Genomic DNA, 24,837 nt, shown 5'->3' on the forward strand with positions numbered 1-24,837 from the left:
GCGCGGCAGCTCCTCACGCCGCCCCGAACCTCTCGTCCAGCTTGGTGAGCTGGCTGGTGAAGCCCTCCTTCTGCATCTCGGTGAACTCGGGGCTATGCAGCGTGTCGAGCAGCACCACCATCTTCACGCGGTCGCCGAGCTCCGTGAGCTCGACATCGATGTCGTTCTCGTAGGGCGGTACGCCGGGCAGGAAGTCGATCACGTTGCGGAGCACGAGCCGTGTCATGGGCGTGAGCTCGGCAAAGGTGGAGGTGACGGCGTGCGAGGGAGGCCGGCCGACCTCCGCCATGGCGCGGACCATCTCGGGCGTGGCGGCGATCATCTCGTAGCGCAGGGCGCCGCCCGGCCTCGCGTCGAGCTCCGCCACGGCGGCCCGGAAGTCTCGCGGCCCCCACCAGGACTCGAAGCCCTCTCGCGTGGTCCAGAGGTCCCAGACCTCCTGCAACGTGGCACGATAGGTACGCTCGACTCTGACCTTGGATCGGGCCTGGGCTTTGACTGCGCTGTTCATGATGGCTTCCTCGTGGTTGGGCCGTCTTGAACGGCCGGGTTGTTCTGAGCTGACGCGCGCTTCTTCTCGAGCGCGGCACCGAAACGATCGAGGCGCTCCTCCCAGAGCTGCCGGTAGCGGCCGAGCCAGTCCTCGAGCTCGCGGAACGGCTCGGGACGAAGGGAGTAGAGGCGCCGCTGCCCGTCGGGTCGCATCGAGACGAAACCTGACTCCGAGAGGATGCGCAGGTGCCGCGACACGCCCGACTGGTGGATGCCGGCCTTCTCCACGACCTCCGCCACCTGTTGCTCGCCAGAGAGGAGAGCCTCGACGATGCGGCGGCGCGTGGGATCGGCCAGGACCTCGAAGACGTCCAGTTGCATGTCGACACATATACACCACGGTGCATACATCCGTCAAGCGCTACCGCGCGCAGGGCTGCACGCGCGGCCAAACCTTGCCGCCCGCGTGGAGCACGGCTCAGCGCGGCTCAGCGCGGCGCAGCTCCGCGGCGGCTCACCTGGGTGTCAGGCGCGAGGGCTCACGGAGGGCGGTCATGGCACGAGGCCTCCCTCGGCCCGCGCTTCGAGCTCCGGCTCGGCGAGCGCGGCCTCGACCCACAGGGCGGCGAGCTCTTCGCGCTCCCGCGGCGAAAGGTGAGCGACCAGCGCGGGATCGCGGATGTCCGCCCAGCCGTTCGCTTCGCGCGCCGCGGCCGTGATGGGGCCCTGTTCGTCTCGCAGCGGCCGGCCGAACGAGTTGAAGACCCTGCCGCTGTAGATCGGAACCTTGAGGGTCAAGACCCACGACACTTCGACGCCGTGGGCCGGGAGCCCGTGATCGGAGCCGCTCATCGGGATCGTCACGCGCAGACCCGTCCCCAGCACGGCGGCCGAGGCGAAGACGCCCGTGTGCAGAGCGAACGTCGACGTGTGGAGATCGCTGCGGGTCAGACCCGCGAAGCCGAGCTCTCCACCGACGACGTTTCCGAGCTGAAACCCGAACGCCAGCCGCCCATAGTCGCCGGCATAGGTCTGCGCCTGGAAGAAACCACCGTAACCGATCGAGCCCGGGTCTCCCTTCGGAAACACCATGCCGCTGATTTCCGTGCCGACCCCGACCGGGCATTCGCCGCTGCCGACGGACAGCAAGAAGCCGGGGTTGAACGACCCCTCGGACCGCGCCAGGGCCTGCGCCGGCACCAGGAACGCGACCGCACCGACGGCCTCGATCGCGACGAGCTTGAGCCTGCGTCTCATGTGCGTTGAACCTTCAGATCGCCATTCGCTCGCCTCGTCAGTACGCGTTCGCCTCGTCAGTATTGCCACGCCACGGTGCCAGAACACGCTGTGTTATTGACGCATCCCGCATGAATCACGTAGACGCCAGGTGTCGCGGCCGCGATCGACAGAGATCCATAGCGGCAGAGAGAGCCCTCGTCGTTGCTGCCCACGTCGACGCCGTCACGCTTGATCCGGATCCACGTGCTGCCGGACGCGACCGCCCCGCCCGCGAGCCCACAGGTGCCGGCGGACAGGATCTGACCTGCCGATAGCGTGACAGCCAAGGTCTCGGTGTTGGTGTGCGCGTTGTCCGTGCTGGCGCGACTGAACCAAAAAGTACCCTTGCTGCTGCTCGCCGGGGCGTCCCGCTCACAGATGAAGGAAGCTGGCCGGTCACAAGGCCGCGCGCCCCAGGTACCAGCGCCGTCCCGCATATCGACCGCGCAGTGGCCGAACGTGCTCGGTTGCCCCGGCGCCCAGTTCGTGTACGTCGAGCTCCCGTTCGCCCACGTCCACGCGCCCGGCGTGACCTCATCGCTGTAGCCAATCCACCATGGGCTCTGCTTGGCGTAGATCTCGAACCTGTTGAGAAATTGCTCCTCGACAGGGTCATTGACAGTAACCAGGTGATAACCACCCCCACCCGCAAGGTCGTAGTTCGCGCAGGACGCTTGCGCCGCGTGCCAGGTCGCCGGGCTACGCACGAACGCGTAGTCATGGCCGCCCTGGGCGACCTGCGGTGCCACGACGACCGGCAACACAGGGTGCACCACATCCGCGTCGTCCTCGACACATGCGCTGAGCAGCGCCGGCAACAGCAGGACTGAGATCATCCGAAAGCCACATACAGACTCGCTGCAGGCATTCACGTGCGGCATAAACGCTCTCCTCGTCCAGGGATGCAGTGCCGGGCAGAGTCCGGCGCATCATCGCAACCCTCAGCCTGGCGATCGGTGCCCGACCTACATTTCGGGGCACATGGGAAAAGCACACTCGTAGCTCGCATGTTATACGACTGGCTGCTCGATCATCAAGCTTCGGTCTATTCCGCGCCGACGTCGCTGCGCTGGAGCGCCTTGCCCGCTGGCTGGGCGTTCCGGCGCCACGGCGCTGGCGCACGGAGGGGGAGCGCAAGGCGAAGCTCGTCGAGGCCATCGAGCGCCACGAGAAGCGGCTCCAGCGGCGGTCCGCCCGCCCGGGACCTCCTAAACATTTGAATTAACAGCGCTTTCATGTGACGCTCGGCCAGCGAGTAAAAAAATTCGCCGGCGTGTCGATCCGGCCCCGGCTCGTTCGTCGCCACTTCGGACGAACGGTCGTCAGAAGGGCCGCAGGCGACGCCTGCGCCGAAGGAGTTGCGCGCATGTCGAGGCTTCGGGTACACGCGTTCGGGATCTCGATCGACGGCCATGGCGCCGGTCCCGGCCAGGATCTGGCCAATCCGATGGGCGTCGGAGGGATGGCGCTGCACAAGTGGGTCCTCGGCACGAAGACGTTCCAGAGAATGTCCGCCGACTACGCTGCCTCGCTCATCGGCGACACGGTCGGCCGGGCAGGCCTCGACGACGACTTCGCCGCGCGCGGCTTCGAGAACCTCGGCGCCTGGATCATGGGCCGCAACATGTTCGGGCCGCAGCGGGGCCCCTGGCCCGACGACGGCTGGCAGGGATGGTGGGGCAAGAACCCGCCCTACCACGTGCCCGTCTTCGTGCTCACGCACCATCCTCGTGAGTCCTTCACCATGGAGGGCGGAACGACCTTCCACTTCGTGACCGAGGGCATCCACGCCGCGCTGGAGCGCGCGAAGGAGGCGGCCCAGGGCAAGGATATCCGGCTCGGCGGCGGCGTCGCCACCGTTCGGCAGTACCTCGCCGCGGGGCTCATCGACGAACTCCACCTCGTGATCTCCCCCGTGCTCCTCGGCCGGGGCGAGCACCTCCTCGCCGGCATCGATACGGTGAGCCTCGGCTACCGATGCACGGAGCACGCCTCCACGGAACACGCCACCCACGTCGTCCTGACGAAGTAGCAGGCGCGCGCCGGCCCGCCGCGCGGCGCGCATTCGCGTTGACGCCATATCCGTGGGACGCTATCGCACCGCCCCATGAATGGAACCATGTCAAAGGCATTGACGGCGATCCTGCTCCTCTCGTGCGCGGCGCCGCTCGGCTGCGGCGCGTTCATCCCGTCGCTCGCCCCCGAGGAGAAGGCTCAGCTCGACGAGTTCGCGAAGAGGTACAACGACACGGCCGCCGCGTCGAAGAAGAGCCTCGACACGAATGAGGCGTATTTCAACGCGATCGTCGTGGCCGCGAGCTGTGCGGACAAGACCAAGCTGGCGGTGGGCAACGAGTGGATGACCGAGACCGTGGATGGGAAGATGTACGTGGAGCAGGCGCGTGACAAATGCGCCGAGATGCTGACGGCGCTCCGCAAGAAGGACTCGGGAGAGCAGGGCTGCGGCTTTGCCTCGCTCCGCGTGGAAGGCGGAAAGCAGCGCCCCGGGATGGACTGGACCACCTCCGTGAGCGGCGCCCTGAACTTCGATACGGTCGAGCGGACGAACCTCCGCGCCCAGGACGACGGCTCGCGCGAGCTCACGGCGTGCGACAAGGTGCCGGAGAAGGGCACGACGCCTGCTCCCATCTGGAAGCCGGAGCTCGTCAAGGAGGCCGAAAGGATGTGCGGGGAGGGCGCGATCATCCTCTACACGGGCACGGACTGGAAGACGAACGAGGCATCGTCGACCGACGGGGACCACTACCTGACACGCTACCTCGACGCGGAGTGCTGGTACCCGAAGGGGACGGTCGGCAAGGACTACAAGGTGCCGGCGGAGTGCGAATCTGGCGATACGCCGCCCGAGCCCAACAGATCGTGTATCACGCCGGCCGGGAAGCTCGTCTTGAAGTGAAGTCGCCCTCCCGGGGTCGGGTGGTGTCCGAAGTCGACCGTCCCGGCCCAGGGAGCTAGCCCTCGTCGATCCCCGCGCGCGCCGCGGGCGTGATCACGAGGCCGCCCCGGGAATGCCCCGTCGTCCACTCGTCGAGGCGCAGGAGCGCGCCGCCCGCGAACCGCTGCTGGCCCGGCGCGCCCTCGACCCGCGCGGGCGCGGCGTGCAGCACCAGCACGACCTCTACCGCGGGGCTCGGCCCCGGCCTCGACGCGATCGTCGTCTCCAGCGCGCGCACGACGTCGACAAGCCGGGCCCGGGCGGCGCGGCTTCCCTCCGGATCGGCCGGGAGCGCCGTCGCCCCGACCAGCACCCCGCCGCCGTCGACGATCGTGACGAGCCCCGCGTCCGCCGCGGCGCGCCGGACCGTCGCGAGGACCTCCTCGGCGTCGTCGAACGCCGCCTCGTCGATCTCGCCCTCCCCCTCGATCTGCACGCTGGCGTGCAGCGCCGCCGCCGGGCGGACGCGCGCCTCGTCCCTCGCCGCGAGCGGCGCCGCGCGGAGATCCGCCAGCAGCCCGGCGACGCTCGGGTAGCGCGCGTCCGGCGACTTCTCGAGGCAGCGCGCGATCGCGGCGTCGAAGGCCGGCGGCACGGCCACGAGGTCGCCCGCCCGCGGCGGCGGCGCGAAGAGCTGGAGCTCCTCGAGCTCGACGAGGTTGTCGGCGTGGAACGCGGGCTGCCCCGTGAGCAGCTCGTACAGGAGGAGGCCGAGCGCGTACACGTCGGTGCGCGCGTCGACGGGGCGGCCGGCGATCTGCTCGGGCGCCATGCTGCCCGGCGTCCCGAGCACGCTGGCCTGCGTGAAGATGGGCCCGCGGCCGAGCCGCTCGGGCTCGAGCAGCTTGGCGATCCCGAAGTCGAGCAGCCGCGTCGTGAACCACCCGCCGCGCGGGATCGCCATGATGTTCTGCGCCTTGACGTCGCGGTGGACGATCCCGAGCGCGTGCGCGGCGGAGAGGGCGCCGCCGACCTCCTCGACGACGGCGAGCGCCTCCGCGGCGGAGAGCGCGCCGCGGGCGCGGAGCTCCTGCCGGAGCGTCCGGCCCTCGATCCACTCCATGACGAGGTAGGGCCGGCCGTCGTGCAGGTCCCCCGCGCCGAGGATCTCGACGATGTGCGGGTGGGCGAGGCGCCGGAGGGCCGCGGCCTCCTGCTGGAATCTCTCGAGGATCCGCGTACTTGCAGCCAGCCGGCGCCGGAGGACCTTGAGCGCCGCCGCGCGCCCCGTCCCGAGCTGCGTGGCCAGGTAGACAACGGCGAAGCCGCCGTGGCTCCGCGCCTCCTCGACAAGGTACTCCCCGGCCAGGGTGCCGGGGGCGAGGTCGTCGGCGGCGTCCAGCGCGTCGTCGACCAGGGTGCCGGTCGGGTCGTGAGGCCTCGTGGGCGCCGCCATGCTGCAGTGAGATCGCCCGAGCGGGCGCCGGAATGCAAGCGCGCCATGGAGCGGGCGGGCCCCGCGATCCAGGGTTCCGAGGGCTTCAGCCCCTGGCAGGCGCCGGGCCAGGCCGGCTAGAAGGAGCCGGGGGCATACGAGACGTCCGCGGTGATCGGCTGCGAGAACGGGGGGAGCTCCGAGAACGGCTTGTCCACGATCGAGCACGACTCCGGAAAGAGGACGCATCGGTCCTCGATGGGCACGCCAGAGAACGGCAGGTCCCCGATCTCCGGGACCCAATTTTCCGCGTACTCACAGACGGCCGGGTTGATGATGCACTCCTTCTCCAGGAACACGGTGATGGGGTTCTGCCACACGCGGCCGTCAACGAGGCAGTCGTCGTAGACACGCCGGCCGGTCACGGGGTCGACCGGCTCCTGCTCGCATACGTTCGGCGGCCCCATCCTGCCTTCCTTGCCGGTCGCGAACCCACGGCATGCGCCGACGTGCCTGGCCAGGCAGCCGGGCGCGACGTCCCCGTAGGCATCGACACAGGCGCGTTCGCTCGCGTAAGGGAGCGGGAACACGGCGGAGTGATCGGCCGGGTGACAGACAAATGCGCTCTTGTAGACGAGGTCCACCTCGTCGAGCGAGGGCCGCCCGATCACGTACGCGCTGACGCCCTTCTTGAGGTACACCTCCGCCGCCTCATTCAGCTGCTCGGGGTCCAGCAGGTTGCCGAAGAACGCGCCCTCCCGCATCCGGAAGACCGCGGCCTCCTCCAGCGCTTCCGGCGTCGATGCGACGGCATCCCAGGAATCCTCCGGTGTGAGCGCGTCCCATTCCATGGAGATGTCGACGGTCACGCCAAACGCGTTGTTCCTCGCGAACAGGCACGCAGAGACGAGCTCCTGGCACGCCGCTGACGGCGCGGCGGTGTGCCAGTCCGGGCAGAGCCCGACGTGGCCGTGCCACACGAGGGGGTCCTTGCTCGACTTGAACGTCCCCGCGAGCGGCGCCCAGAAGGACCGGCCCTTCAAGCCCCCCCGGTCGCTCGTCGCCTGCGTGAGGGCCGTGCGCTCCTCCGGCGTCGGAGCCCACGAGACGCTCTGGTCGCTCGCGAGCGCGCACTCCACGAGGGCCTGCATCACCTCGCGCGCGTTCGGGTCGAGCAGCGCCTCGTGGAGCGTGCCCTGGGCGAACGCGTTGGTCGACAGCGGGCTCGCGGTGAGCGCCCTGAGGCTCTCCCGGCTCGTGGTGAGCAGGTTGCCGCCCAGGACCTCGAGCTGAAGGTGGTTGCCGATCACCATCGTCCGCCGCGTCGCCGGGCTGCTCACGAGCGACCCACCGGCGAGGCCGAGGTCGGAGGCGCTGGCGTCGTAGCCCGCGTTCGCGAGGCTCGCCGCGAGGGAGAGGGCGGAGAAGGCAGAGAGGGCGAGACCAGCAGTTCGTCGGTTCATCGTTGCGCCTTTCACAAGTTCACAAGGAGGAGCGGGGGCGGTTGCACGCCTCTCGCGGTTGGCAGTCGGCAATTTCGGCAATTGCACGCGTCGCGCCAGCCTCATCCAGCCGGGATCGCGCGCCATCCCGGGCCCCGCCGCGACGCGCTGTCACCTCGGCGGCGACAGCGGGAGGGGCGCTGTCGCTCCGGAGACCCCAGGCCGCCCGGCCTCCGGCGCGGCGCTCAGGGCGGCGCGGCGTCGACCTGCGCCGAGAGGTGGGCGAGGCGGCCCTGCCAGAAACGCTTGCCCCAGGGGCTCTGCGCCGCCTCGGCGAGCCACCGGCGGGCCTCCTCGCGCCTGCCTCGGTGGAGCGCGTCGGCCGCCGCGAAGCAGAGGATCTCGATGAGCTCGCTGAGCAGCGCCGCGCTCCGCGCCTCGGCGACGAGCGCCGCCCACGCCCCGCCCTCGGCTCCCCCGCCCTGCGTCAGCTGCGCGCAGAGCCGGAGCAGCACCCGCGTGACCGGCGGCGCCGCGCCGAGGTCGCACTGCGCCCGCGCCCAGTCGAGGTGGCGCGCGGCCTCCGCGAGCTCTCCGCGGGCGGCGTGGATCCGCGCCACCAGCAACGCGTAGTCGGGCACCGGGGTCGCCTGGAAGAACCGCCGCTGGAGCTCGAAGGCGCGGACCGCGAGCGGCAGCGCCTCGGAGAGCTCGCCGCTCCAGTAGAGCAGCTCGGCCAGGTTGTGGGCAGGACCGCGCTCCAGGTAAGCGTTGCCGAGCTCGCGGGCCAGGGTGACGGCGGTCCGCAGGTCGCTCTGCGCGCCCTCCGGATCCTCGCGCGCCAGGCGGAGCGTGAGGCGGTTCATGAGGGCGATGCCGAGGTGCAGCCGGTCGCCCACGCGCTCGCAGCGCGAGACGACCTCGTGGAACCGCGCCTCCGCCTCGTCGAGGCGGCCGGCGTAGACGAGCGCGGGGGCGAGCAGGAGCAGGGCGATGACGTGGCCCTCGTGATCCCCCAGCGCGCCGGCGTCCCGGGCCGCGGGCCCGAGGCGCGCGATGGCGTCCTCGAGCCGCTGGCAACGGAAGTGCGCGCGCCCCACCGCGACCTCGCAGCGCGCCCGCTGCGCGGCGTCCCCGAGCCGCTCCACGAGCGGCGCCGCCCGGTCGACGAGCGCCTGCGAGCCCGCGTAGTCGTCGCACCAGTCGAGGACCGTGGCCTCCTCGAGGAGCAGGTCCGCGACGGCCGGGAGATCGCCCTCCGCATCGGCGATCGCCCGCGCAGCCCGGAGGTCGGCGGCCGCGTCGTCGAAGCGCTGGATCCGGTAGCGGACCTTGCCGCGGCCCGCCAGCACGGCGCGGCGGCTCACCGCGATGCCCGGCGCGGGGGCCGCCGCCGCAAGCGCCGCCAGCGCCGCGGAGTAGTGCCGCTCCGCATCGACGTAGAGGTGCCGCCGCCGCGCCTCCTCCGCGAGCTCGAAGCAGGCCGCGGCCGCCTCGGCGTGCGCGCCTGCCGCCGCGGCGTGGCGCGTGATCCGCCCGAGGTGGGCGCCCCGCTCCGCGGGCGACGCGAGCAGGCGGCGGAGCTCGATCCCGTGCAGCCGCCGCCGCAGCGCCAGCGGCGCCTCCGCCTCGATCGCCGCGCGAAGGAGCGGGTGCGCGAACGCGAGGCGGCCCGCGCCGGCGGCGTCCACGACCCGCAGCAGGCCCCGGCGCACGAGGCGCGACAGGCCGACGCCGGGATCCAGGTCCCGGCACGCGCTGACGGCCTGGGCGCGCGCCGCCTCGTCGAGCAGGCCCTCGAGATCGTCGATCGCGAGCTCGTCGCCCGCCACGGCGCACACCTGCGCGAGCTCGGCGAGCGGCGGCGGCAGGCCGGCGAGGGCGCGGCGCGCGAGGCGGTCCATGACCTGTGCCGCCTCTCCCCGCGCGCTCGCGTCGGCGGCGAGGTACCACCCTGGCCCGCCGCGGACCTTCCGGATGGCGCCCGCCTGCCAGAGCGCGGCCGCGAGCTCGACAAGAAAGAGCGGGACCCCCTGCGCCGCCTCGAGCAGGCCCGCGACGACCGGCTCGGGCACGAACTCGACAGGGCGCAGCCGATCGAGGAGCGCCGCGCGCGCGGCGCCCGGGTCGAGCGGCGGGAGCGCCCGCTGGGCCGAGCGCGCCGCCCGCTCTCCGTGGAGCGGGCGCACAGCGGCCAGCGTGGGGTGCGCCGCCACGAGGATCGCGAGCGGCGCGCGGGCCCCCGAGAGGGTCGCGCTCTCGATCGCGTCGAGGCCGGCCTGATCACCCCACTGCGCGTCGTCGACGACCAGCGCGAGCGGGCGCCCCTCCAGCGTGCACGCGCGCCGGAGCGCCTCTCCGGCGGCCCGGGCCAGCGTCTGGCGGAGCGCGCCGGGCGCGGCGAGCACCGCGGCGACAGCGGGCTCGGTCTCCGGCAGGGCGTCGAGCGCGAACGCGACCGCCGGCCACGACGCGAGGCCGAGCTCGGGGCCGAGCCGGGCGACGCACGCCGCGCGGATCGCGCCGGCGCGCGCGCCCTCGCCGAGGGCCAGGGCGGCGCGGAGCAGCGCGCGGACGAGCCCGGCCGGCTCTGCGACGTCGGGCGGCCTCGCCGCGAGCGCGATCACCCGCGCGCCGGGCTCGGCCGAGAGCGCCGCGGCGACCGCCTCCCAGAGGCGCGTCTTGCCGTGCCCCACCTCGCCGAGCAGCGTGAGCAGGAGCGGCGTGCTGTCGCGCCACGCGGCGCGCACCTGCGCGACGATCTCGCCGAGCAGCTCGTCTCGCCCGCGGAGCGGCAGCTCGGACGACGGGGCCGCCGCCGGGGGGGCGCCTGCGCTCGCGCCGTCATCGCCGGCCGGTCCGCTCGGCTCCTTGATGAGCGCGGTCGCTCCGGTCGGCTCCTCGAGGAAGGCAGCCGCCTCCGGGGTGATCGCGATCGGCTCGGGCGCGCCGGGGCGCCAGAAGCTCGCGGGCTGCGCGAGCGCGGGCCCTGCGAAGGCCGTCCCGGCGGCGCCCTCGCGCACCTGGAGCTCGGCGACATGCACCGCCGCCGAGGTGGCGTTGCCCAGCGCGCGCACGAGCCGCCGGGCCGCCTGGAGGGCCGCGCGAGCGCCCTGGCGGGCCCCGCCGGGAAAGGCGATGACGTAGAGCCCGTCCTGCACCCTGGCGAGCCGCCCGCCGAGCGACGCCGCGATGCCGGCGACCTGGTCGACCGGCGCGCCGCCGCGGACCGCGAGGAGCGCCACAGGGCTTCGCCGGGACGGACCGGGCGTGGCCGGCGCGACGTCGGGGGTCGGTCGGCCGGCCAGCTGGGGCACCTGGCCGGCCCGCTGAGACGGTTCATCGCCCCCCTCGGGCGGTTCACCGGCCCTCCGGGCTGGCGGGCCCGCCACGGCGCCCTCGAGCGCGACCCGCAGCGCCTCGGAGAAGGCACGCGCTGACCCGAATCGCTCTTCTCGCGCCTTGGCCAGGGCGCGCAGCAGGACCTCGTCCGCGCCGAGGGGGACCGGCGCGATCTCCGACGGCCGCGGCGGGCGCCGGGAGACGTGCGCGCGGACGACGGCCGAGGGCTCTCCCACGAAGGGTGGCCGCCCGGTGAGCAGCTCGAAGGCGACGACCCCGAGCGCATACAGGTCCGCGCGGCCGTCGACGTCGCGCGCGTCGAGGCACTGCTCCGGGGCCATGTACAGCGCGCTGCCGAGCCGGAGCCCCGTGTGCGTGACCTCGCTCCCGTCCTCCGCCGCGCCGCTCCCCTCCCCCGGCCGCGCGAGCCCGAGATCGAGGAGGGCGACCTCCGGCGCCGGCCCTCCCATCCGCCGCAGCATCACGTTCTCCGGCTTCAGATCCCGGTGCACGACGCCGGCCGCGTGCACCCTGTCGACCGCGGCGCCGATCGCATCGACGAGCCGCATGGCTTCCACCGGTGCCGCGGCGCCCGCCCCGGGGAGCGCCTCCATCCATCGCGCCAGCGTCTCGCCGTCGACGAGCTCGAGGACGAGGTAAGGAAAGCCTCCTTCCATCTCGCCTTCGCCGAGCAGCCGCGGCACCGCGGGCGGACCGATCCGTCGAAGCGCCGCCGCCTCGCGCGAGAACCGCCGATCGCCGCGGTGGCGCGCGATCTTGAGCGCCACCGCGAGGCCGTCCTCGCGCCGCGAGGCCGCGAACACGCGGGCGAAGCCGCCCTCGTCGAGGAGGCGGAGCCCATCGAACCCTGGGACCCGGGGCGCGACCTCCACCGCCCCGGCCTCTTCCTTCGCGGCGCTCGCGGCCGCGCCGCCGTGCAGCGGGCAACCCGCGACGACACCGATCCTGCGGTGACAGAGGGTGCAGCGCATCCGCGGGAGTCGCCTCCGGAGCGATGCTACTGCGCGCGTCGAGCCGCCGGAAGCATGGATGCCTCGCGTCGGCCTGACGAGGTCGCCATCCCGGGGTTTCGTTCGGTAGAGCTCATCCTGGTCCGCGTTATAGTGGCGCCCTTCGACGAGGGGGGCGTGACGATCCGTCGACGCGAACGAGCTGCAGACGCCCTGATGGAGGTGAACGGATGCGGACCTATGTGCTTGCTCTCCAGGAGGTCGATCGAACGAAGGCCAACGTGGTCGGGGGGAAGGGCGCGAACCTGGGAGAGCTCTCCAGGATCGAGGGCATCCGCGTGCCCGCCGGCTTCTGCGTCACGACCGAGGCCTTCCAGCGGATCATGGGAGAAGCGCCGTCGATCGGCGGGCTGCTCGATCGGCTGTCGTCGCTCGCGGCGGAGGACCGGGACGGGATCCGGGAGCTCAGCGCCGAGCTGCGCCGGATCATCGAAGGGACGGCCATCCCCGAGGACTTGCGAGAGGCGCTCACCCAGGCTCTCTCCACGCTTGGCGCAGGCGACGCCTACGCCGTACGGTCCAGCGCGACGGCGGAGGATCTGCCGGGGGCTTCCTTCGCGGGCCAGCAGGATACGTACCTGAACGTCGTCGGGACGCAGGCGATCCTGCAGCACGTCCGCCGGTGCTGGGCGTCGCTCTTCACCGAGCGGGCGGTGACCTACCGGATCCAGCGCGGCTTCGATCACCGCAAGGTCCGCATGGCGGTGGTGGTCCAGAAGATGGTCTTCGCGCAGGCCGCCGGGATCGTCTTCACGGCCGATCCCGTCACGTCGAACCGGAAGGTGTCGTCGATCGAGGCTGGCTTCGGCCTGGGGGAGGCCCTGGTCGCCGGCCTGGCGAGCGCCGATCGCTACAAGGTGCGGAACGGCCAGGTCATCGAGAAGGCGATCGCCAGAAAGACGCTGGCCACGCGTGCCCTGGAGGAGGGCGGCACCGAGGAACGGGCGATCGAACCCGAGCGGCAGGACGGGCAGGTGCTGACCGACGCGCAGATCCTGCGGATCGAGCGCCTGGGCCGGCAGATCGAAGCGCATTTCGGCCATCCCCAGGACATCGAGTGGTGCCTTGTCGAGGAGGAGCTCCACATCGTCCAGAGCCGGCCTATCACGACCCTGTACCCCATCCCCGAAGCCGGTGATCGAGGCAACCACGTCTACATCTCCGTCGGCCATCAACAGATGATGACCGACGCGATGAAGCCCCTCGGGCTGTCCTTGTTCCAGCTGACGTCGGGTGGCCGCATGCTCGCGGCGGGCGGCAGGTTGTTCGTCGATCCCACGAAGCAGCTGGCCGCACCGGCCAGCCGGGACGCCCTCCTGGGACTCCTTGGGCGCTCCCATCCGCCCCTCAGGGACGCCCTCTCGGCGATCCTCTCGCGGGGAGACTTCATCGAGCCCTCGCCCGACGATCCGGCGGCCTCCCCCGGCCAGGGCAAGCAGGCGCCGGGGCGCTTCGACGCGCCGGTCGAGGACGACCCGGCGATCGTCGCGGAGCTGATCGAGCGCACCCAGGCCGCGCTCACGGAGCTGAAGCGCGACATCCGGACGAGGACCGGAACGGCCCTGTTCGACTTCATCCGGGAGGACATCCAGGCGCTGAGCAAGTCGATGTTCGGTCCGCGGAGCATGGGCGCGATCATGGCGGGCATGAACGCTTCCTCGTGGATCAACGAGAAGATGCTGGCGTGGCTCGGCGAGAAGAGCGTCGCCGATACGCTCTCCCAGTCCGTATCGAACAACATCACGTCGGAGATGGGCCTGGCGTTGCTGGACGTCGCCGACGTGATCCGTCCTTATCCGGACGTTGTCGCTCATCTGCAGAACGTGAAGCACGATGGCTTCCTGGAGGAGCTGGCCGCGCTCGACGGTGGCAAGGAAGCCCGGGACGCCATCCAAGCTTACCTCGACAGATACGGGATGCGATGCGTGGGGGAGATCGACATCACGAGGGCCCGCTGGAGCGAGAAGCCGGCGACCCTGGTCCCCTTGATCCTGAGCAACATCAAGAACTTCGAGCCTGGTGCCGGCGAGCGGAGGTTCGAGCAGGGGCGGCAGGAGGCCTCGCGGCGGGCGCGAGCGCTGCTCGACCGGTTGAGGCAGCTGCCGGACGGGGAGCAGAAGGCCAGCGAGGCCCAGCGGATGATCGACCGGCTCCGGGGCTTCATCGGCTATCGCGAGTATCCGAAGTACGGCCTCGTCAATCGCTACTTCATTTACAAGCAGGCGTTGCTGCAAGAAGCCGAGCGGCTCGTGCAGGCCGGCGTGATCCACGACGCCAAGGACATCTACTACCTCACGTTCGACGAGCTCCGCGAGGTCGTGCGCACCCATCGGCTGGACGACCGGATCGTCGGCCAGCGGAGAGCCGAACACGAGCTCAACAAGAAGCTGTCGCCGCCGCTCGTCATCACGTCCGACGGGGAGATCGTGGCAGGTGCGCACAAGCGAGCCGATCTCCCCGCCGGAGCCCTCGTCGGCCTGGCGGTCTCCTCGGGCGTTGTCGAGGGGCGAGCCCGCGTCCTCGTGGACATGGCCGACGCGGCGCTGGAGGCGGGGGACATCCTGGTCACCACCTTCACCGATCCCAGCTGGACGCCCTTGTTCGTGTCCATCAAGGGCCTTGTGACCGAGGTGGGGGGCCTGATGACCCATGGCGCGGTGATCGCCCGGGAATACGGCTTGCCGGCGGTCGTCGGCGTGGACAACGCGACAAGGCGGATCCGGGATGGGCAACGCATCCGCGTGCATGGAACGGACGGGTATGTCGAGATCCTGACCTGAATCCGCGGCGCTCGCGCTCCTCGACGGGGCCGCGCTGGGCCGCTGCGCACCCATCGGATCATCGAGGATCGCCGCGCGGCGGTTTTTGATTGACGCCGGCGATGTGAACGCTCACATTTGCTTTCTGGAGTTTCTTCCGCTTAACCCTGGATAGACCGTCATGCGCATCGGGCCCTTCTTCTTCATGCGCGTTAACCCTGACGGTCGGCTCTCGCTCCAGATGAGCAGCATGCAGGGGAGCGTTGCAACGGTTCCAAGGCGGAACGCCTGGCAACCACCTGTCTGCCAACTTCGTCATCGTCGGCCTGAAGCAGGCGCTTGACGCTGGCGTGACGTAACCAGAGAGGCCTCATGTACAACAAAAAGAAAGCCGTCAGGCGCTTCAATGTCTTCTGCTTGCTCTCGAGCGTCGCGCTGCTGGCGTGCGGCGAAGACAACGGGGGCGCGGCACAAGCAACCGGTGCGGGCAGTTCGAGCGTGTCAGCCACCACCAGCGGGGCGTCGACCGGCGCAACCGCTGGGTCGGGTGGCGCGGCCAGTAGCGGTGCCGACACCAGCGCCAGTGGAATGGGCGGAGCAGGCGCGGGCGGAGCAGGCGCGGGCGGAGCAGGCGCGGGCGGAGCAGGTGACGGCGGCGCTGGAGCCGGCGGCGCTGGAGCCGGCGGAGCCGGTGGTTCGGCGCTCCCACCCATCACGGATTACTCTGCCAAGGGTCCGTTCGCGACGACCATGGAGCGGAACGTGGGGCCGAACGGAGCCTATACGGTGTTCAGGCCCGAACCCTTGGGTGTGGACGGCTTCCTGCACGCTCCGATCGTTTTCGGCCCCGGCATCGGCCAGCAGGTGGCGGTGCACACGAACATGCTGACGAACTTTGCTTCTCACGGTTTCGTGGTCGTCGGGTGCCCCGTCCTCAGCGGCGGCCCCGGCGACGCAGGCAATCTCAAGAAGATGGAGGATGGTCTCAACTGGATCCTGGAGCAGAACGACGCGCCAGGCAAATACCAGGGCAAGCTCTACGTCGATCACGCGGTCTCGATGGGCTTCTCGGTCGGCGGCACCTCGGCCGTGCAACTCGGCGGTCACGAGGCGGTGGCCACTGTCGTCTCGATCCACGGCCACAGGGCCTCGGCCGACCTCCACGGCACGATGCTGCAGACGACTGGCACCCGGGATACTGTCGGCATGCCCCTCCAGCAGGCCACCTACGACATGTCCGAAGTGCCCACATTCCTGGCAACGCTGACGGGCGCGCCTCACGCATACATCGAGAGCGACGGCGGCGGCGAAGAGCGGCCCGCGATCGTCGCATGGATGCGCTACTGGATCTACAACGACATGGGCGCGCGGGACCATTTCTTCGGCGATAATTGCTTGTTGTGCAAGGCGCCTTGGGAGAATCCCCAGCGCAAGAACTGGAAATAACCTGAGGAACGTCAGGCGGCGCGCCACGGCTCGGACGAGGATGCCTTGAGCAAACCGAAGGATCCGCCGCGGCTGCTCAATGCGTCCTTGGGCACGACCGACGCCGTGCGCGCCGTCCTGCGCGCGGGTCAGCGCGAGCTCCCGTAACGAACCTCGAGGGCCTCGAGAACGTCAAGATCGACGAGGAGCTCTCCGTCTCCGACAACGCCGATCTCCTGAGCATCGCCCTCGATGGCGGGACGCCGCTCGTCGCCTTCCCGTCGTCAGCAACGTTTACGTTTACGTGGTCGTCAACGATAGGCCGTAAACGACCACGACCACGACCACGACCACGTTTACGACCACGACCGCGTAAACGTTCGGAGGTAGGAGAACGCGGAGCGAAGCTTGGTTAACGTTATGGCCACGCCCCCGACATGGCTCACGATCATGGTCGTGACCGAGGGGGCCGGGCTTCGTCACGGGACGAACGCGATGTCGTCCACGAGCATGTCGAACACGGTCGACTTCGCCGTGTGGAACTCGATCGAGTAGGCGTGCGCAGCGTCGAACGCCGGGGGCGCGGGCACGCCCCAGCCGTCCGTGCTGAGGAGTTCGAACATGACCGTGTACTGCGCCCACTCGGTCGTGATGTCGATCCCCTCGCCGAAGTGGTCGCCGCAGCCGGTGCCTTCACACACGCCGCCCTCGCGATCGGTGTTGCGGTCGGGGAAGTTCACGTAGATGTGCGTCGGCGCCGCCGCCTTGGCCCAGAACGTCAGGCCCGAGTAGCCAGAAGCGTCGTAGGTGAGCTTCGCGCCCCCCGGGGCGAAGTTCAGGTCGAACCCCATGCCGGCCCCCCTCGAGACGAAGCCGCTCCCCGCGACGTGAGCGGCGTACTCGCTCGGGTCGTGCCCGGGCGAGACCGGTACGAACGGGCGGCCGGGCAGAGGGGTCTGCGCGCCGCCCCGGGTGCCGTCGTTGTACGTGTACCAGCTGCCGACACGGTCCTTGCACCGGAAGATCGCGCCGTCGCCGTCCTCCAGGTCGTCGAGGAGCGCGGTGCAGGCAGGGAGCTCGGGCTCCGCGTCCGAGCCGCCCGAGCCGCCCGAGCCGCCGGCGCCGCCCGCCCCCTCGTCCGGGCCGCCGGCTCCCCCGGCGCCGTCCTCGAGGTCAAACGGATCCGGGTCGTATTCGCCGGGCGAGATGCCGAGGACGAGGCCACATCCGCTCAGCGACACCGACGCGCAGAGGGCGATTGTGAGCACCTGGAAGCGCATCAGAAGCTGCCTTGCACGAGCGCGCCGCCCAGCGCGGGCGAGATCGCCAGCGACGCGCCCTGGGTCGAGCTCTTCGCGGTGAGCCACAGCACGCCGCCGCCGGCGATGGCCGCGAGGCCGACGCCGAAGACCACGGTCGCGACGTTCGCGCGCGCCACGGCGCTGCCGCGGATGTCCATGCCGCGCCGATCGCAGCGGTCGCCGTTGCAGAACGGGCGCGACTCGTCGAACCTCGACTTCGCCGCGAAGCCGAGCCCCGCCCCGACGCCGACGGCGACGACCCCCGCGCCTGCCGTGACGAGCGCGATCGTGCGGCGGCCACCCCCCGCGTCGCCCGCGTCGCTCGACGCGGGGTCGTCCTCCAGCGCGCGCACGACGAGGGTCGAGGTCACGCCGCCCGGCTTCACCTCGACCTGCGCCGTCCACGCCCGCTTGCCCGGCGCGCTCGCCTGGACCACGTGGATCCCCGCGTCGACCGGCATGGGCACGCCCCACTGGCCGGGGCCGACCGGCGTGCCGTCGCGCTTCACCTCGAGGCCCGGCGTGCTCGCGGCCTCGACGACCACCGAGAGACGCGAGACCTTCGGCTGGACGGCCGCCGCGCGCTCGCGCGCCTTCGCCTCCTTCACCCGGTCGCCGCTCGCGTGCACCCGCGCGGCGACCTCGAGGAAGTGCGCCCACGCGGAGGCCATCTTGCCGATGCGCTCGTAGCAATCGGCGAGGAAATAGCGGGTGTTGACGCTGTCGTAGAGGCGCAGGCTCTCCTCGTACTTGGGGCAGGCGCGCGGCGCCTGGCCAGCGTCGACGAGCGCCCCCGCCTCCCGGAACAGCGCCACGGCGCCCGCCTTGTCCTCGGCCCTCGCCGCGCGCCCGCCCGCGATCGCCGCGGCCAGGCCGATGCCGATCGCGCAGAGACGCGCGGCGCGCCCGCGCTTCGGTCGGCTCTTCGTCTGCGGCGGCGTCATCGTGGCGGCGAAGGTACCAAAGGTATCAGAAGACATCGCGCGAGAACGGGTCGGCGCTGGAGGGCCGCTTCCCCTGCGGCGCCCCGCGCTTCGCCGGCTGCGCCGAGCCGCCCGGCCTCGCGGGCTTCTGCGCGGCGGGGGCGCCCGTGGCGGGGGCGCGCGCCTCGGGCGGCGGCCCCTCGGCCGACGCGCCGGGAGCGGCGCCGGACGGCGGCACGGCGCTGGCGGCCGGCTCGACGGCCGCGTCCGGCGCGGCGCTGGGCTGCGCGGGGCGCGGCTCCGGCCCGGCGCTCGGCTGTGCGGGGCGCGGCTCCGGCCCGGCGCTCGGTTGCGCGGGGCGCGGCTCCGGGACCGCGCCCTGAGGGCCCGCCGACGACGCCGACTCGCGCTCGATGCCGGGCGGGGCCCGGTCCGACAGGCGCCAGAGGAGCAGGCCCCCGCTCGCGAGCGCAAGGCCGAGCCCGATCGCGGCGGCGCGCTTCTCGCGCGACGCTGGCTTGCGGTTCGTCGTACCGAGCGGCGCCATGGTGAGCGCTCCCCCGCCGAGGGGCACGGTCGACGCGGGGAGCGTCGCCCCGGCCGCAGTGACCGCCGCGGCGGTGCGAGCAGCGCCGGGCGGCAGGGCCCCGGCCGGGAGCGCGCCGCGCAGCGCGCCGAACAGGCGCTCGGCCGCCGCGCGCGCGTGCGGCGGAGCGAACGGCACCAGCGCGAGCGCGAGATCCGCGACGGTCGGGAACCGGCGATCGCGATCGCGCGCGATCGCGGCGAGGATCACCTGCTCCAGCGGCTCCGGGAGGTCCGGGCGGAGGGCGCGCGGCCGCTGCGGCTCCCCCTGCGTGACCAGGTAGACGAGCTGCGCGAGCTCGTGCGCGAAGAACGGCGTTCGCCCCGTGAGCAGCTCGAAGAGGACGACGCCCAGCGAATAGATGTCCGCGCGGCCGTCGACGTCGCTCGAGGAGCGGAGCTGCTCGGGGGACATGTAGAGAGGCGAGCCGAGCACTCCCCCCACCCGCGTCAACGCGTGGTCCTCCGCGTGCGTCATCTTGGAGATCCCGAAGTCGAGCACCTTGACGCACGGCGAACCGTCCGCGTTCCGCGTGACGAACAGGTTGCTCGGCTTCACGTCCCGGTGGACGATGCCTTGCGCGTGCGCCTCCGCGAGCGCCTCGCAGACCTGGAGCACCAGCTCGACGGCCACGGGCACCGCGAGGCGCCCGCTCTCCGCGAGCACGGCGGCGAGGTCCCTCCCCTCGAGGTGATCCATCACCATGTACGGCGCGCCGCTCTCGAGCGTGCCGACGTCGGCGACGCGCACGACGTGCTGGCTGCGGACGCGCACGGCGGCGCGCCCCTCCCTCAGAAAGCGCTGGAGGATCTCCGGATCCCGCACGTACTTCGGCAACAGCACCTTGATCGCGACGCGCTCGTCGAGGGCGAGGTGGCGCGCGGCGACGACGAGCCCCATGGCGCCCCGTCCGAGGACGCTCTCCACGCGATACTTGCCGAGGAGGACATCCCCGGGGGCAATCGTGGTCTCGTCAGGGCTCGACATGGCAGGCCAGGGCGGAAGAAGAGCATCCACTATGCCACGTCACGGTCAGAGGCTCATGCAATTTTCCGCTGCGCCGGCCTCAGCCGGGCAGCGCTGCCATGGATTGGCCTATCCTGCCCTGCCGCGACCGCTCCTACCCGACGAGTCGCGACCCGTCGGGAGCAGAGCGACGACGACCGAATCTTCCGCGATGGCCGCGGCGCTGGCGGGCCCTTCCATTCCTTCCATCGATTGTTACGAAATGACACACTCCCACCGATTGTTACGAAACGACACACCTCCTCGCCCAGCGATCAAGCTTGTCTCGACTACACGACTCGATTTCTGTTCGACCTCTCGACTGTTATTGATATAGCGATAGCGAGGTAGCCAATGACCACCACCCTTCGATTCGTCGCTCCCGCCGCCGCTTCCCTCGCAACCGTGTTGCTCGCGATTTCGCCGTCATTGGCGGCTTCGTGGCAGACACGGGTCAACTACGGCGGGAACACGCCCATGGACCTCTACGTCCCGGACAAGGTCGACGCTTCGCCGGGGATCGTGGTCTCGCTGCACTACTGCAGCGGGAACGCAGGAAACGCTCATGGCTGGTTCCAGGGTCTGGCCGATCAGCACGGCTTCCTCATCATCACCCCGCAAGCAGGCGGCAACTGCTTTGACGCGACGCCCGCGCGCAGCGGTGAGCGAGAGGCCATCACCAAGATGGTCCTGTACGCCATCACGCAGCACCACGCCGATCCGACCCGCGTCTTCGCTGCGGGGGCGTCCTCCGGTGCTTGCATGACGAATGCGCTCCTCGCCGCCTACCCCGACGTGTTCGCCGGGGGTTCGGTGCTGGCGGGTGTCCCCGCCGGCGCCTGGACGGGAGGCAACGCCTATGGCTGGACGACCCCTGCCAACAGGACCGCTGCCCAGTGGGGTGACATCGTGCGCAAGGCGAGCCCGAACTTCACGGGCGCGCGGCCTCGGGTTCAGCTCTGGCACGGAACGGCTGACACCACCCTCAACTACGAGCCGAACTTCGCTGCCGAGATCGCGCAGTGGACGAACGTCCTGGGTCTGAGTCAGTCCGACAGCAAGACGAGCAGCTTCAGGGGTTCCTCGGATACCTGGAGTCGGGCCTCTTACACGAATGCCGCGGGGACGCTCGTCCTGGAGACGAACTCCGCGCAAGGCGCGCCGCACGATCTCTCGGGGCGAGGCTTGTGGGCCGACGCGGTGCGCTTCTTCGGGCTGGATATGGACCCTCCGCCCACTGGAGAAGGCGCGGGCGGCGGTGATGGAACCGGAGGCAGCGACGCGTCAGGCGGAGGCAGCAGCGCCTCCGGCGCAGGCGGCGAAGGTGGCAGCGCGAGCGGCGCCACGTCGGGCACGGGTGGCGGCGCGAGCAGCAGCACGGGTGGCGGCGCGAGCGGCAGCACGGGGAGCGGAGCGACCACCGGAGGCGCGGCGCAAGGCACCAGCGGAGCCACCACGGGCGGCTCGACGAGCAACGCGGGAGGAAGCACCGCTTCCGGAGACAGCGATCCGACCCCGACAGGCGGCGACAGCGCGTCGGACGACGGTGGGTGCAGCTTCAGCGCGGCCTCCAGGGGTCAGCTGCCCGGCGGCGCGCTCGCCGGATTGCTCGTGGCAGGGCTTGGTGCGGTGGTCCGCCGCCGTCGCCGATCGACTGTGTGAGCGTGACGCGCGAGCACGTACGCGAGGTTTCGCGGCGTCGAGGGACCTGCACGAAGCCCGCCCTCGCCTGCGAGGCGTAGCACGAGGACGAGGCGTCGCTCGGCGCTTGGTCCCTGGGCTCCAACACTCGTGCCATCTGCAGCGCGTCGAGCCTGCGTCGGCGAGGTCGCGCACCGGGCCCAGCCGAATCAGGGCGGCTCAGGCTGTAGTGGGCACCCGTATGGAAGGTCACCACCACGATGGACAAGCGCCTGGCCGGTAGGTTACGCTGCTGCCCGACTGCTGCGCCCTGCTCGGACGCGGTCGGGAGGAGGGGGACGCTGTGAGCACCAGGGAGGACGTGGAGAGGGGGGTGCTCGTCTACACCTGCAACTGCGGCTGGCTGGACACGGGCCACGCCGACTCGCGGTCGCGGCGCCCCCACGTGGGCGCCGCCAGCCTGTGGCGCCAGATCACCACCGAGAGCGGGCTTGCTTCACGAAGGCCCGGAGCGAGCGGGTTCAAGGTCACCTACACGCAAGACATGCGGTGGCGGGGCCTGACAGCCGCCGAGACGCGCATCTACTTCGTGAGGCGGGGATTGAGCCCCGCGCAGAAGGAGTCCGTGGCGCTGTCCATCTTCATGGAGGTCTCGTACGCGTTCGAGGAGATGCAGGGGAGCTTCCCCTTCTCGCTCACGAGGGCCAATGACAGCAGCTTCAGTGAGGAAGATCTGGTGAGCGACCTCATCGGCTTCTATGTGGCCGTGCGGCCCGGGATCAGGCCGCTCGATCTGTGCCGGGGTGTCTCGAGACGGGCGTCGCTCGCCGTATGGGATACGTACGGCTCGGTCGGCAGCCACAAGAACCGCTCCTTCTCGCCGGTCTTCCACCCGTGCGACGAGTGCCGTGGGCCGAGCAGGTTCCCGCCGACGTTCCAGCAGATCGTCCCTGCCGCGAAGGGGGACCTGTTTCGCGACTGGATCGTGCGTCCGACCATCGGACTATCCGACGACGAGGCGGACGAGCTGTTCGTCCCTGTCATGCGTCCTATTTAGAGGTGGCCTCATGTCGCTGATCCAGCTCGCGTTCGAATCCGGGGAGACCTCGCTCGACGTGCGTCGCTTCGATGTCCAGGAGAGCGTCTCGGGTCTCTTCTCTCTGTCGGTGCGGGCGGTCTCGCCGAACGCGGACATCGACCTCGAGTCGATCGTCGGCAAGGAGGCCTCCCTCCGCATCGCCAATGGAATCGCCTTCGCTCGCCTCGGCACACGTTACTGGACGGGCATCTGCAGCCACATCGAGCAGCTGCAGGCCGAGACGACCGGCGTCTCCACGTACCATCTCCGGATCATGCCGACGCTGTGGCTCCTCACCCAGCGGCGAAACCACCGCATCTACCAGCACCTCTCGATCCCCGACATCGCCGACGAGATCTTCGCCGAGTGGGGCATCACGGGGGCGTGGCGAATCGACCGCGGCAAGTACCCCAGGCTCGAGTACAGGTGCCAGTACGGGGAGAGCGACTACACCTTCCTGTCTCGCCTGCTGGAGGAAGCGGGGATCGCTTTCATCTACGAGACCGACGAGGCCAGCGGCTCGGTGCTGACGCTGAGCGACAAGCTTCACCTCGGCGCGCCCCGCCCCCCACCGGCGCTCCCGTTCGTCGATTCGCCCAACCTGGTCGCCGGGGAGGAGTTCGTCACCGAGGTGGCGCTCGCGTACGAGGTCCGGCCGGGGGCGGCGACGATCCGCGACTACGATTTCCGGAACCCGTCCTTCTCCTTGACCGGCGAGGCGCCCAAGGCGCCTGCGCCCGAGGACAGGTACGAGCAGCACCACTACGAGCCGGGCGCCTTCCTGATCGAGGGCCAGCAGGGCGGCGACACGCCGGCGGCGGACGACAAGGGGGTTGCGCGCCACGTTCAGAGGTTCGGCGCGGGGCTCGCCGAGCGGGTGCTCGCGGGGCATCGTGTCTCCAGGCGGACGGTCACGTTCGAGACCAACGCCCTGGATCTCGCGCCCGGCACGGTCTTCTCCGTCGGCCACCACCCTCACGCGGCGCTCGCCCCCGACAAGAAGCTCCTCGTGACGGAGGTCCAGATCCACGGCGCCGTCGGGACCGAGTGGACGCAATCCGCGCATGCGGTGTTCGCGGACGTGCCCTATCAGCCGCTGAGGAGGACGCCGAAGCCGGACGTCACCGGGGTGCAGAGCGCCGTCGTCGTCGGGCCTGCCGGGCAGGAGATCTACACGGACGAGTTCGGGCGGGTCCGCGTCCAGTTCCCCTGGGATCGGGAGGGGACGAACGACGCCGGGAGCTCCTGCTGGATCCGCGTGAGCCAGGGGTGGGCGGGCACGGGGTTCGGGATGATCGCGATCCCCCGGATCGGGCAGGAGGTGCTGGTCGGCTTCCTCGGAGGAGATCCGGATCAGCCGGTGATCGTCGGGCGCGTGTTCAACAACAACAACCGTGTCCCTTACAAGCTGCCGGAGAACAAGACGCGGAGCACGTGGAAGAGCAACAGCTCCCTCGGCGGCGGCGGATTCAACGAGATCATGTTCGAGGACCTCGCTGGCCAGGAGCTCGTGTTCATGCAGGCGCAGAAGAACCAGCGCCGGCTGGTCAAGAACGACGAGACGATCACCGTTGGCCACGACCGGCAGAAGCTGGTGAAGGGGAACGAGACCGAGGTGACGGGCGGCAACCGCTCCGAGTTCACCCACGGCAGCCGCGTCGAGCTCACCGAGGGCGACCGCACGACCGTCATCAAGGGCGCGCTCCGCAAGCGGGTCGAGGGGGACGAGGTCGAGCGCACCGAGGGCGATCACCTGCTCTTCATCGGCGGCGAGCAGCACGTGATCGTCAAGCAGGAGAAGCGCGAGCTGATCGAGAAGGACAGCCACCTCACGGTCAAAGGGAGCCGCAACGAGGCGATCGGCGGGACGGCCTCGCTCTCGGTGGGCGGCGACCAGCAGGGCAAGGTGGGGAAGAACTACGCCGTCGAGGCCGGCGAGGAGATCCACCTGAAGGCCGGGACCGATCTGGTGCTGGAGGCCGTCTCCGATCTGACCATCAAGGGCCCGGGCGGATTCATCCGCATCGACGCGGGCGGGGTCACGATCAAGGGCAGCCTGGTCAAGATCAACAGCGGTGGTTCTCCCGGATCCGGCGCCGGCGCGAGCCCCGCCGGGCCCAAGGCCCCGCGCGAAGCCACGGTGGCCGAGCCGGCCAAGCCCCAGCCCGATGACGTCAGCAAGACGGGGATCGGCCAGTAACCG

17 protein-coding genes are annotated in these 24,837 nt (G+C 70.9%); 7 read left to right on the top strand and 10 right to left on the bottom strand.

Annotated features, from left to right (window positions below; all coding sequences use genetic code 11):
• Positions 1-13 precede the first annotated feature (13 nt).
• From WMF45_RS23235 to WMF45_RS23250, 4 genes are all read right to left on the bottom strand, one after another.
• On the bottom strand, positions 14-511 hold the full coding sequence (locus WMF45_RS23235; protein ID WP_437719036.1) for an SRPBCC family protein: 498 nt from the start codon (positions 509-511) through the stop codon (positions 14-16).
• A complete protein-coding gene (locus WMF45_RS23240) occupies positions 508-873 on the bottom strand; it encodes an ArsR/SmtB family transcription factor (protein ID WP_437719037.1) in 366 nt (121 codons plus the stop codon). Before WMF45_RS23240 ends, WMF45_RS23235 begins: the two co-directional genes overlap by 4 nt.
• Before the next feature lie 171 nt (positions 874-1,044).
• The gene (locus tag WMF45_RS23245) at positions 1,045-1,749 is read right to left on the bottom strand and encodes a hypothetical protein (RefSeq protein WP_437719038.1); all 705 of its coding nucleotides are present in this window, start codon (positions 1,747-1,749) and stop codon (positions 1,045-1,047) included.
• Between the two features lie 56 nt (positions 1,750-1,805).
• Entirely contained in the window at positions 1,806-2,606 is an 801-nt protein-coding gene (locus WMF45_RS23250; RefSeq protein ID WP_437719039.1) for a C-type lectin domain-containing protein, read from the bottom strand.
• A gap of 530 nt (positions 2,607-3,136) precedes the next feature.
• On the opposite strand from WMF45_RS23250, the gene WMF45_RS23255 reads away from it, so the two are divergent.
• Together WMF45_RS23255 and WMF45_RS23260 are read left to right on the top strand one after the other, a co-directional pair.
• Positions 3,137-3,802, top strand: coding sequence for a dihydrofolate reductase family protein (locus WMF45_RS23255; protein ID WP_437719040.1), 666 nt, complete (start codon positions 3,137-3,139; stop codon positions 3,800-3,802).
• 87 nt (positions 3,803-3,889) lie between these two features.
• Complete coding sequence (locus WMF45_RS23260; protein WP_437719041.1) at positions 3,890-4,687, top strand: hypothetical protein; 798 nt, start codon at positions 3,890-3,892, stop codon at positions 4,685-4,687.
• Positions 4,688-4,742: 55 nt separating this feature from the next.
• Here the strand turns inward: WMF45_RS23260 and WMF45_RS23265 are convergent, their stop codons facing one another.
• From WMF45_RS23265 to WMF45_RS23275, 3 genes are all read right to left on the bottom strand, one after another.
• The gene (locus tag WMF45_RS23265; protein ID WP_437719042.1) at positions 4,743-6,122 is read right to left on the bottom strand and encodes a serine/threonine-protein kinase; all 1,380 of its coding nucleotides are present in this window, start codon (positions 6,120-6,122) and stop codon (positions 4,743-4,745) included.
• A gap of 116 nt (positions 6,123-6,238) precedes the next feature.
• Positions 6,239-7,564 (bottom strand): hypothetical protein, encoded by a 1,326-nt coding sequence (locus WMF45_RS23270; protein WP_437719043.1) that lies wholly within the window; start codon positions 7,562-7,564, stop codon positions 6,239-6,241.
• Between the two features lie 224 nt (positions 7,565-7,788).
• Positions 7,789-11,877 carry a protein kinase domain-containing protein gene (locus WMF45_RS23275; protein ID WP_437719044.1) on the bottom strand — a complete coding sequence of 1,363 codons (4,089 nt, stop codon included), beginning with the start codon at positions 11,875-11,877 and terminating at the stop codon, positions 7,789-7,791.
• 209 nt (positions 11,878-12,086) lie between these two features.
• Between WMF45_RS23275 and rph the strand changes: the two genes are divergently transcribed.
• On the top strand, positions 12,087-14,696 hold the full coding sequence (gene rph / locus WMF45_RS23280; protein ID WP_437719045.1) for a rifamycin-inactivating phosphotransferase: 2,610 nt from the start codon (positions 12,087-12,089) through the stop codon (positions 14,694-14,696).
• 351 nt (positions 14,697-15,047) lie between these two features.
• Positions 15,048-16,121, top strand: coding sequence for an alpha/beta hydrolase (locus tag WMF45_RS23285; protein ID WP_437719046.1), 1,074 nt, complete (start codon positions 15,048-15,050; stop codon positions 16,119-16,121).
• A gap of 458 nt (positions 16,122-16,579) precedes the next feature.
• Here WMF45_RS23285 and WMF45_RS23290 read toward each other — a convergent pair whose 3' ends face one another.
• From WMF45_RS23290 to WMF45_RS23300, 3 genes are read right to left on the bottom strand one after another with little or no spacing between them, the layout of a single operon-like run.
• Positions 16,580-17,380, bottom strand: coding sequence for a hypothetical protein (locus tag WMF45_RS23290; protein WP_437719047.1), 801 nt, complete (start codon positions 17,378-17,380; stop codon positions 16,580-16,582).
• Entirely contained in the window at positions 17,380-18,345 is a 966-nt protein-coding gene (locus tag WMF45_RS23295; RefSeq protein ID WP_437719048.1) for a hypothetical protein, read from the bottom strand. Before WMF45_RS23295 ends, WMF45_RS23290 begins: the two co-directional genes overlap by 1 nt.
• A gap of 25 nt (positions 18,346-18,370) precedes the next feature.
• Complete coding sequence (locus WMF45_RS23300; RefSeq protein ID WP_437719049.1) at positions 18,371-19,897, bottom strand: protein kinase domain-containing protein; 1,527 nt, start codon at positions 19,895-19,897, stop codon at positions 18,371-18,373.
• A gap of 372 nt (positions 19,898-20,269) precedes the next feature.
• Here WMF45_RS23300 and WMF45_RS23305 point away from each other — a divergent pair, with 372 nt between their 5' ends.
• From WMF45_RS23305 to WMF45_RS23315, 3 genes are all read left to right on the top strand, one after another.
• Positions 20,270-21,577: an extracellular catalytic domain type 1 short-chain-length polyhydroxyalkanoate depolymerase gene (locus WMF45_RS23305; protein ID WP_437719050.1), complete on the top strand. Its 1,308-nt coding sequence runs from the start codon at positions 20,270-20,272 to the stop codon at positions 21,575-21,577.
• Between the two features lie 322 nt (positions 21,578-21,899).
• On the top strand, positions 21,900-22,613 hold the full coding sequence (locus WMF45_RS23310; protein WP_437719051.1) for a hypothetical protein: 714 nt from the start codon (positions 21,900-21,902) through the stop codon (positions 22,611-22,613).
• Between the two features lie 10 nt (positions 22,614-22,623).
• Positions 22,624-24,834 carry a type VI secretion system Vgr family protein gene (locus WMF45_RS23315; RefSeq protein ID WP_437719052.1) on the top strand — a complete coding sequence of 737 codons (2,211 nt, stop codon included), beginning with the start codon at positions 22,624-22,626 and terminating at the stop codon, positions 24,832-24,834.
• The last annotated feature ends 3 nt before the right edge of the window (positions 24,835-24,837 follow it).

The organism is Sorangium sp. So ce448 (assembly GCF_051520915.1).
Lineage (GTDB): Bacteria > Myxococcota_A > Polyangia > Polyangiales > Polyangiaceae > Sorangium > Sorangium cellulosum_B.

Bases quoted from the DNA above. Each gene is read 5' to 3' on its own strand.
- WMF45_RS23235 (WP_437719036.1), bottom strand. From the start codon at position 511: ATGAACAGCGCAGTCAAAGCCCAGGCCCGATCCAAGGTCAGAGTCGAG.
- WMF45_RS23240 (WP_437719037.1), bottom strand. From the start codon at position 873: ATGCAACTGGACGTCTTCGAGGTCCTGGCCGATCCCACGCGCCGCCGC.
- WMF45_RS23245 (WP_437719038.1), bottom strand. From the start codon at position 1,749: ATGAGACGCAGGCTCAAGCTCGTCGCGATCGAGGCCGTCGGTGCGGTC.
- WMF45_RS23250 (WP_437719039.1), bottom strand. From the start codon at position 2,606: ATGATCTCAGTCCTGCTGTTGCCGGCGCTGCTCAGCGCATGTGTCGAG.
- WMF45_RS23255 (WP_437719040.1), top strand. From the start codon at position 3,137: ATGTCGAGGCTTCGGGTACACGCGTTCGGGATCTCGATCGACGGCCAT.
- WMF45_RS23260 (WP_437719041.1), top strand. From the start codon at position 3,890: ATGTCAAAGGCATTGACGGCGATCCTGCTCCTCTCGTGCGCGGCGCCG.
- WMF45_RS23265 (WP_437719042.1), bottom strand. From the start codon at position 6,122: ATGGCGGCGCCCACGAGGCCTCACGACCCGACCGGCACCCTGGTCGAC.
- WMF45_RS23270 (WP_437719043.1), bottom strand. From the start codon at position 7,564: ATGAACCGACGAACTGCTGGTCTCGCCCTCTCTGCCTTCTCCGCCCTC.
- WMF45_RS23275 (WP_437719044.1), bottom strand. From the start codon at position 11,877: ATGCGCTGCACCCTCTGTCACCGCAGGATCGGTGTCGTCGCGGGTTGC.
- rph (WP_437719045.1), top strand. From the start codon at position 12,087: ATGCGGACCTATGTGCTTGCTCTCCAGGAGGTCGATCGAACGAAGGCC.
- WMF45_RS23285 (WP_437719046.1), top strand. From the start codon at position 15,048: ATGTACAACAAAAAGAAAGCCGTCAGGCGCTTCAATGTCTTCTGCTTG.
- WMF45_RS23290 (WP_437719047.1), bottom strand. From the start codon at position 17,380: ATGCGCTTCCAGGTGCTCACAATCGCCCTCTGCGCGTCGGTGTCGCTG.
- WMF45_RS23295 (WP_437719048.1), bottom strand. From the start codon at position 18,345: ATGACGCCGCCGCAGACGAAGAGCCGACCGAAGCGCGGGCGCGCCGCG.
- WMF45_RS23300 (WP_437719049.1), bottom strand. From the start codon at position 19,897: ATGTCGAGCCCTGACGAGACCACGATTGCCCCCGGGGATGTCCTCCTC.
- WMF45_RS23305 (WP_437719050.1), top strand. From the start codon at position 20,270: ATGACCACCACCCTTCGATTCGTCGCTCCCGCCGCCGCTTCCCTCGCA.
- WMF45_RS23315 (WP_437719052.1), top strand. From the start codon at position 22,624: ATGTCGCTGATCCAGCTCGCGTTCGAATCCGGGGAGACCTCGCTCGAC.